We start from the raw sequence: 7,555 nt of genomic DNA, 5'->3' as shown, positions 1-7,555 counted from the left end.
GTCCTCCAGCGTCACATCGAACAGATCCAGCTGGAGCAGCGGCGTGACGGTGACGTTCCTGGTCCGGGTGGACCAGCCCGACTCCACCTTCTGGTACCACAGGGGAATCGCAGGCATGTCCTGGAGGATCAGCTGCTCCGCCCGCTGGTAGAGCGCCCAGCCCTCCTGCTCGGTCGGGGCCGCGTCGGCCTCGGCCAGCAGCGCGTCCACCTCCGGGTTGGAGTAGCCGGAGCCGTTGACCGCCGCGCCCGTACGGAAGATCGGGTTGAGGAAGTTCTCGATGGACGGGTAGTCCGCCACCCAGCCGGAGCGGAAGACGGTGGTGATCTTCCGCTCGTTGATCAGCTTGCGGAACTCGCCGAACGTCGGGACCGGCGCGTAGCGCGCCTCGACGCCGAGGGCCGCGGTGATCGTTTCGCAGGCCGCGTCGATCCACACCTGGTTGGCCGAGTCGTCGTTGGAGGTCAGTTCGATGGGGCCCTGGAAGCCGGAGGCATCGAACAGCGCCCGCGCCTTCTCCGGCTGGTAGGTGCACAGCTCGCCGCCCGCCCCGCCGCCGTACCCGGGCACGATCGGCGGCACCAGTCCGTCCGGCAGCATCTTGTCACCGTCGAACGCCTTGTCGATCACGTACTGCCGGTCGATGGCCATGGAGAGCGCCTGACGCAGCCGGGGGTCGCCGAAACGCTCGTCGTGCATCGGGAACGAGATCGACTGCACACCCATGTACGGCTTGGAGACACAGCGTCCGGCCAGTTCCTGCTTGTACCTGCCGCCGTCGAGCGCGTCCGCCGGGACGAAGTCGAGGTAGTCGAGCTTGTTCGCCACCACGTCCGCGTAGGCGTCCTCCAGCATGCGGTAGAACCGGAACTCCACGCCGTCCACGCGCGGGGTGCGGACTCCGGCGTAGGCGTCGTAGCGCATCAGCAGGATGTGCTCGCCGGGGACGCGCGAGTCGTAGCGGAACGGCCCGTTGCCGACCGGGTGGGTCTCGAACGCCGCACGGTCGGCGAAGAACGCCTCCGGCAGCGGGAAGAACGCGGTGTAGCCCAGCTGGGTCACGAACGCGGAGAACGGTGCCGACAGGGTCACCTCGAAGGTGTGGTCGTCGATCACCTTCAGGCCCGACAGCTCGTCCGTCGATCCGCTCTGGGTCGCCTCGTAGCCCTGGATGTGGGAAAGGTACTCGGCGCCCTGGAGTCCGTTCGGGCCGTAGGCGGTGTAGTTCCAGGCGTCGACGAAGCTCGCGGCGGTCACCGGGGTCCCGTCGTGGAACGTCCATCCCCGGTGCAGGGTGATCCGGTAGACCCGGGAGTCGGCCGACTCCATCGACTTCGCCACCGCCGGACGGGGTTCGGCCGTGTCCGGGTCGTACTCGACGAGGCCGGTGAACAGGGCGTTCACGATCTTCACGCTGTCGCGTTCGGTCGCGTCGCCCGGCACCAGCGGGTTCTCCGGTTCGGTGCCGTTCCAGCTGATGATCTTCATACGGGTGCGTCTCCTCAGGTCCTCGGGTGTGTGGTCGGGGGCGGTGATCAGCCGGCCGCGTACGCCGGGCGTGCGCCTTGGGCACCGGCGCGGACGCCGTGCAGCCACTCGACCCGGTCGCGCAGGTCCCGCGCGGACAGCGCGGCCAGCTCGGCGTCGCGCCGCCGGGCCGCCTCTCCGCTCGCGTGGAAGATCCGGCTGCCCATCGCACGGGCGGCGAGCTGGGCGGCGGCGGTGCGGTCGAGCCGTTCGTCGGCGAACTCCTCGAACCGCCGCTCGAAGGCCGCCTCCTCGGTGCCGATCAGGTCACCGAGGACCACGGCGTCCTCCAGGGTCTGGCAGGCGCCCTGCGCCGCGTACTGCAGCATGGGGTGGGCCGCGTCGCCGACGAGGACCACACGGCCGTCGGTCCACCGCCGGACCGGGTCGCGGTCGCAGAGCACCCATGAGCGCCAGCCCTCGCCGAGGCCGAGCAGTCTGCGGGGGGTCTCGCTGAGCCGGGGGAAGGCGGCGAGCACCCGTTCACGCGGGACCGGGGTGCCCGTGACCTCCTCCGTCGCCCCGTCGTCACGGGTGGCGGCCAGGTTCAGGAACCTGCCGTTGCCGATGGGGTAGTGGACGAAGTGCCGGTCGGGCCCGGCCCACAGGGTCACCGTGTTCCAGCGCAGTTCCTCGGGCACCGCCTCCATCGGGATGACGGAGCGGTAGATGGTGTGCCCGGACACCCGGGGGCGGCCGTCGCCGACCAGCTGGCCGCGCACGGCGGAGCGGATGCCGTCGGCGCCGATCAGCGCGGCGCCGCGGACCCGCTCGCCGGAGGCCAGCTCCACGGTCACGCCCGAGTCGTCCTGTGTGTAGCGCAGCACCCGGGCGCGGGTGCGCAGCCGGACGGCGGACGAGGCCCGGCAGGCCTGCAGCAGCGGTGCGTACAGGTCGACGCGCCGGACCACCGCGTACGGGTTGCCGAAGCGCCGGCGGTACGCGTCGTCGAGCGGCAGGCCGGCGATCCGCGCTCCCGTGGTCCCGTCCATGAGGCTGAGCTCGTCGATGTGGACGGCCCGGGCCCGGACGGAGTCCCCGACACCGAGCCGGTCGAGGGCGTGGAACGCGTTGGGTGCCAGCTGGATGCCGGCGCCGAGCTCGGCGAAGTCACTGCGGCCCTCCAGCACCAGCACACGGTGACCCTGCCGGGCGACGCTCATCGCGGTCGCCAGCCCGCCTATGCCGCCTCCTGCGACGAGTATCTGCGCCATCTCGCTTCCCGGCTTCCTGGTCGTGGATCGTTCGGTCGTGCTCGGGCCGCCGGCGGAACGGTTTCGGCAGTGGGGGAGCAGTGGGGGAAAGGCCGCGCCGCGGGGCTCCGCAGCGCCTGCCGTATTTCCGCTTCCGATTTCTGCTTCCTGCCGCGATCGCCGACGCCGGCCCGTAACGGGCGCGGATATGCGATGAATTCACCGGAACGCATCGGAACTCGCCCGAACCCACCGGAATTCCCGCGCTCGTGACGGCGTCGGATCAGAGCGCCTTGAGGCCGATGTTGAGGGCCGTGGCGATCTCGACCGCGCGGCGGGCCTGGAAATCGATCGCATCCAGCTTCTCCTCGCCGGGAGGGGTGGTGTCGTGCGAGACGTGGCTGGTGCCGTACGGATTGCCGTTGGCGGCGGAGAACTGGATCGGGTCCGCGTATCCGGGGGCGACGATGATCGCGCCCCAGTGGTAGAAGGTGTTGTTCAGCGCCAGCAGGGTGCTCTCCTGGCCGCCGTGGCTGGTGGAGGTCGACGTGAACGAGGAGACCACCTTGTTCACCAGCCTGCCCTGGTTCCAGAGGTCACCGGTGCTGTCGATGAACTGCTTCAGCTGGGCGGCCGGCAGGCCGAAGCGGGTGGGCGTACCGAACAGCAGGACGTCCGCCCACTCCAGGTCCTCCAGCGTCGCCGTGGCGATGCCGCCGGTGGCGGCGACATGGTCGGCCCATTCCGGGCTCGCGGCGACCACGGACTCCGAGGCGGTCTCGGCGACCCTGCGCAGGCGCACCTCGGCGCCGGCCTTCTCGGCCGACACGGCGGCCGCCTCGGCCATCTTGTGCACATGACCGGTGGACGAGTAGTAGATGACGGCGACGTTGGTCACGATCAGAACTCCAATTCGCAGGGACTGCCGGACGGGGCGAACCGATGAGCGGGCCGCGCAGAAATGACTCTTCCTGGACCACGGGCGTCACGGCGAACGGTCGGCCACGATTTCGTCACCTTGCGGACGGCCGGAAGAACGCGGGCCGTTCGCGGGAGAGACGCCGGATCGAGAAGAGAACAGGAAGGGATCAGGAAGAGAGGGCAGGAAGGGATCAGGAAGAGGCGGTGAGGGATCGAGAAGGGAGGGGGAGCGATTCGATTCACCGCCGGTCTATGTCAAGTCGGCGCGCCACCCCGCGGATCCGGCTCCTAAACTGTCCCGATATCCGAAGTCCACTCTCCGACGCGGAAGGAGCGTCCACGATCCATGTACACGGACCGGACACCCATGGACCGGACACCTTCCGGGAACGGCGAGGGCAACCGCGTGGCGGTCCTCGGGTCGCCGACGGGCCACTCCCTGTCGCCCACGCTGCATCGGGCCGCCTACGCGGCCATGGGACTTCGCCGGGACTGCGAGGCGGTCGAGTGCGACGAAGCCGCCCTGCCCGCGCTGTTCGACTCGCTCGGCGGCGAGTGGGCCGGGCTCTGCCTGACCACCCCGCTGAAGCGGGCCGTGCTGCCGCTGGTCGACGAGGTGTCGGATCTGGCCCTGGACGTGGGCGGCGCGGACACGGTGGTCCTGCGACAGGGCCGGAGTTTCGGTGACCACTGCGGCGTGCACGGCATGGTCGCCGCGCTGCGGCAGGCCGGCCTCGACGCGCCGGGATCCGCCGTGGTGCTGGGCGGCGGAGCCGCGGCGTGCGCCGCGCTGGCCGCCCTGCGGGAGGTAGGTGTCCGGGAGCCGGTGGTCGTGGTCAGGGAGCCCGGAGGTGCCAGGGAGGCCGAGGCGGCGGCGGGTCGGCTGGGTGTCTCGGTCGACCTGCACCGCTTCGACGAGCTGGACCGGCTGCTCCCGGGCGTCGGCGTCGTGGTCTCCACCCTGCCCGCCGGCGCGGCCGACGCCCTCGCCCCGAGGGTCGCCCGCTCCGGCGCCGCCGTCCTCGACGCGGCGTGTTCGGCCTGGCCGACCCGGCTGACCAAGGCGGCGGGTTTCGTCGGTGGCATCGTCATCGAGGGCGTGTCCCCGCTGCTGTACCGGGCCGAGCGGCAGATCGAGCTGCTGACCGGCCGGAGCGGAGTGCCGGTCGCGGCGATGCGCGCCGCGGCCCACGCCGAACTGGTCCGGCGAGCGGGCCTGGAGGCCGAGCCCGCCGTCTCAGGCGGACAGCCCCTGTGAGACGCCGAGGTGTTGCCGGCGTGCCGAGGAGAGCACCAGGATCGCGTGCGCCACGGAGCAGAGCGTCACATGGCGGTGCCAGCCGGCGTACGAGCGCCCCTCGAAGTCCCGCATGCCCACCCGGGTGCTGACCTCCGCGAAGTCCTTGCTCGCCCGCCGGGTCAGCCGCCCCAGGCGCAGCAGCGCGGCCGGCGGCACGTCCACCAGGTTCGACAGCCAGAGCTCGGGTGAGCCTCCCTTCTGCATCGGCCAGCCGGCGACGAGCGTCAGCGCCTGATCGGGCGGTGCGGGCAGGCCCGGCCCGCCTCCGGTCGGCACGGTCACCCTGGTTCCGCTCACCAGGACCGACCGTGTGATCGAGTACTCCGGGTCGACCCAGCAGACCGGCTTGGACAGCTTCTTCCCCCGTTCCACCAACTGCCGTGCCTGGAACAGCTGTTTGCCCGCATGGGGCTGACCGGGGTCGAAACCGAGCACCCGGGTCGCCTCGTCGACGCGCATGACGAAGGGGATTCCCCGGCGGGCTATCTCCCCCAGCAGGGCGGGGGCGTCCAGGGTGCGGGCGTCCAGGACCACAGGTCGGCGCCTCAATCCCCAGGCCGAGTCGGCGAGTTCGGCCGCCGTGTGCACCGCGCCCTCCTCCACGCTCATGGCGGTGGCGTCGTCCGGGATCCGGGCCCGGCGCCGTCGCTCCGCGTTCTCCAGCCACTCGGCCGGCAGGTTGAGGCCCCAGTTGACGGGCACGCTCAACTGCTCGTTGGCCAGCGAGACGCCGTAGGCCTGCTGGCTGTTGACGACCCGGCCGAGGTCGAACCGGAAGGACTCCTCGACCCCGACCGAGTGCGCCCCCGCCTTGGGGATGGCCATGGACCCGATCACCCAGGCCTGCGGCAGCAGGACCCGGTCCAGATGGCGGGCGAGAGCCTGTCGTACGGGTGCCCAGGCCCAGGAGGAGTCGCTGATGAAGTGGTGCAGGCTCTGTTCCGCCGCACCGTGGTCGGTCACGGCGGCCAGGGCGCGCATGGACTTGCGTCCCGGCACGGACAGCAGGCCGGAGACGTACCACTCGCCCCGGGTGCGCTGGTCGCGTCGCTTCAGCGAGGCCAGCATCCGCCGGCAGAAGTCGGTGACGAAGTCGTCCGCGACGTCTCCCCAGGTCTGCGCCCGGTCATCGCTCTCCACGGCTTCCATGGCCCCTCCTTCTGCTGGTCGTCGAGACCGACCATACAATACCGGACGGTTGGTTTTCTATACTTCGTCAAGTCGCGTTGCTCGCTGAGCGGTGTCGACCTGAGGCGATAATATACCGCACGGTTGGTTTATTGTGGGGGTGTTCACCGGCTGCACTCTGGCGCGGGCCCGAGGGAGATCGCCGTGACGAGGGAGAAGCCATGCCACGCCAAGAGCGAGCCGAACGCACTCGCGAGCAGATCGTCCGGGCCGCGGCCGTCTGCTTCGACACGAGGGGCTTCGGGGCGACGAGTCTGAGTGACATCGTGGAGGCGGCCAGGGTCTCCAAAGGGGCCCTGTACTTCCATTTCACCTCGAAGGAGAAGCTGGCCCAGGCCGTCGCGGCGCAGGCGAGCGCGGACTGGCGGATCATCCTCCGTGCGGCCAGGGCGCCCGGCGGGCCCGTGCTGCAGGTGCTGATCGACACGACCCACGGTCTGGCCCACCGGATCAGGCACGACGTCGTGTTCCGGGCGGGTCTGCGGCTGTCCGACGAGCGCCGACCGGGCGGCAGCGGCCACCCCGGCGCCTACCCCAGCTGGCGGCGGGCCGTGGCGCTCCTGCTCGCGCGGGCCGGCCGCCGGGGGGAGCTGCTGCCCGGTCTGGACCCGGCTCAGGCCGCCCGGATGCTCACCGCGGCCACCGCCGGCGTCGAGATGCTGTCCCGTCACGACCGCAGCTGGCTGGCCACGGCGACCGTCACCCATGTCTGGGAGTCCCTGCTGCCCGCCCTCGCGTCCCCGGACCGGATCGGCCGACTGCGCCCCTCCGGCCGCGCCACCCTCCCGGCCCCGCGCGGCGCCGGACTGCGGGACCGTGGGCGCCCGGGGGAGCGGGCGGGTTCGCCGGGGCGGGCGGGTGTGGGGTGACGGGCCGCGGGGCGTTTCGCCGGCGCCCGAGGGCACGGGCCGCGGGGCGTCGTCGCCTGAGGGCACGGGCGGCGGGGCGCCGGCGGGGGAGGGGCGTGGGCCGGGGCCGTCGACCGGCGTTGGCTGAGGTGGGGCGGTCGAGATCCTCTTGCCGCCGGTCAGGGCGGTGTAGGGCGGGCGTCCTTGCGCTTCACGCGTCCTCGCCCGAGTACGCGGCGCCGACCCGGCGTTCGGGGCCGGCGGTCGGGGTGGGTGCGGTGACGGGCGGGCGTCCGTACGTCCACGCGTCCTCGCCCACCCGGGTGCGCGGTGCCGACTCGACGCTCGGGGCCCGCCGGTCGAGGTGGGTGCTGCGGGTGGCCCCGCGAGTCGAGGTGCAACCGGGCGGGCGCGGCTCCGCGTGCCGCCCGGTCGGCCGGCCCGGGGCCGGCCGGCCGAGGTGCCGGAGTGCCTTCGTGCCGTTCTTGTGCGGCCGCCGCGAGGGTGATGCGCCCGCGCGCGGGGTGGGCCTACGGGGCTGATTTTCCTCGCGCTGTTCCCCGGGCGCTGTCCTCGTA

General features: G+C 72.0%; 6 protein-coding genes. 2 read left to right on the top strand and 4 right to left on the bottom strand.

Annotation, left to right across the window (positions count from 1 at the left end; all coding sequences use genetic code 11):
• The 3 genes from ACFU5F_RS26780 to wrbA form a co-directional block, all read right to left on the bottom strand.
• A partial coding sequence (locus tag ACFU5F_RS26780) for an ABC transporter substrate-binding protein (RefSeq protein ID WP_383892173.1) occupies positions 1 to 1,488 on the bottom strand: 1,488 nt, incomplete at its 3' end.
• A gap of 47 nt (positions 1,489 to 1,535) precedes the next feature.
• On the bottom strand, positions 1,536 to 2,741 hold the full coding sequence (locus ACFU5F_RS26775) for a 3-hydroxybenzoate 6-monooxygenase (protein WP_383892171.1): 1,206 nt from the start codon (positions 2,739 to 2,741) through the stop codon (positions 1,536 to 1,538).
• A gap of 262 nt (positions 2,742 to 3,003) precedes the next feature.
• The gene (gene wrbA, locus ACFU5F_RS26770) at positions 3,004 to 3,618 is read right to left on the bottom strand and encodes an NAD(P)H:quinone oxidoreductase (RefSeq protein WP_383892168.1); all 615 of its coding nucleotides are present in this window, start codon (positions 3,616 to 3,618) and stop codon (positions 3,004 to 3,006) included.
• A gap of 369 nt (positions 3,619 to 3,987) precedes the next feature.
• On the opposite strand from wrbA, the gene ACFU5F_RS26765 reads away from it, so the two are divergent.
• Positions 3,988 to 4,899: a shikimate dehydrogenase family protein gene (locus ACFU5F_RS26765; RefSeq protein WP_383892165.1), complete on the top strand. Its 912-nt coding sequence runs from the start codon at positions 3,988 to 3,990 to the stop codon at positions 4,897 to 4,899.
• On the opposite strand, the gene ACFU5F_RS26760 is transcribed toward ACFU5F_RS26765, so the two are convergent.
• The gene (locus ACFU5F_RS26760) at positions 4,879 to 6,090 is read right to left on the bottom strand and encodes an IS701 family transposase (RefSeq protein WP_383892162.1); all 1,212 of its coding nucleotides are present in this window, start codon (positions 6,088 to 6,090) and stop codon (positions 4,879 to 4,881) included. The two genes, ACFU5F_RS26765 and ACFU5F_RS26760, sit on opposite strands and share 21 nt — an antisense overlap.
• A gap of 200 nt (positions 6,091 to 6,290) precedes the next feature.
• Between ACFU5F_RS26760 and ACFU5F_RS26755 the strand changes: the two genes are divergently transcribed.
• Positions 6,291 to 6,998 carry a ScbR family autoregulator-binding transcription factor gene (locus ACFU5F_RS26755; RefSeq protein ID WP_383892159.1) on the top strand — a complete coding sequence of 236 codons (708 nt, stop codon included), beginning with the start codon at positions 6,291 to 6,293 and terminating at the stop codon, positions 6,996 to 6,998.
• Positions 6,999 to 7,555: the final 557 nt, after the last annotated feature.

It is taken from the genome of Streptomyces sp. NPDC057438 (genome assembly GCF_042802995.1).
Lineage (GTDB): Bacteria > Actinomycetota > Actinomycetes > Streptomycetales > Streptomycetaceae > Streptomyces.
The sequence above is the reverse complement of the archived record's forward strand: the minus strand, read 5'-3'. Positions and strand labels throughout refer to the sequence as shown.

Coding starts and splice junctions, on each gene's coding strand:
- ACFU5F_RS26765 (WP_383892165.1), top strand. CDS start 3,988: ATGTACACGGACCGGACACCCATGGACCGGACACCTTCCGGGAACGGC.
- ACFU5F_RS26760 (WP_383892162.1), bottom strand. CDS start 6,090: ATGGAAGCCGTGGAGAGCGATGACCGGGCGCAGACCTGGGGAGACGTC.
- ACFU5F_RS26755 (WP_383892159.1), top strand. CDS start 6,291: ATGCCACGCCAAGAGCGAGCCGAACGCACTCGCGAGCAGATCGTCCGG.
- ACFU5F_RS26775 (WP_383892171.1), bottom strand. CDS start 2,741: ATGGCGCAGATACTCGTCGCAGGAGGCGGCATAGGCGGGCTGGCGACC.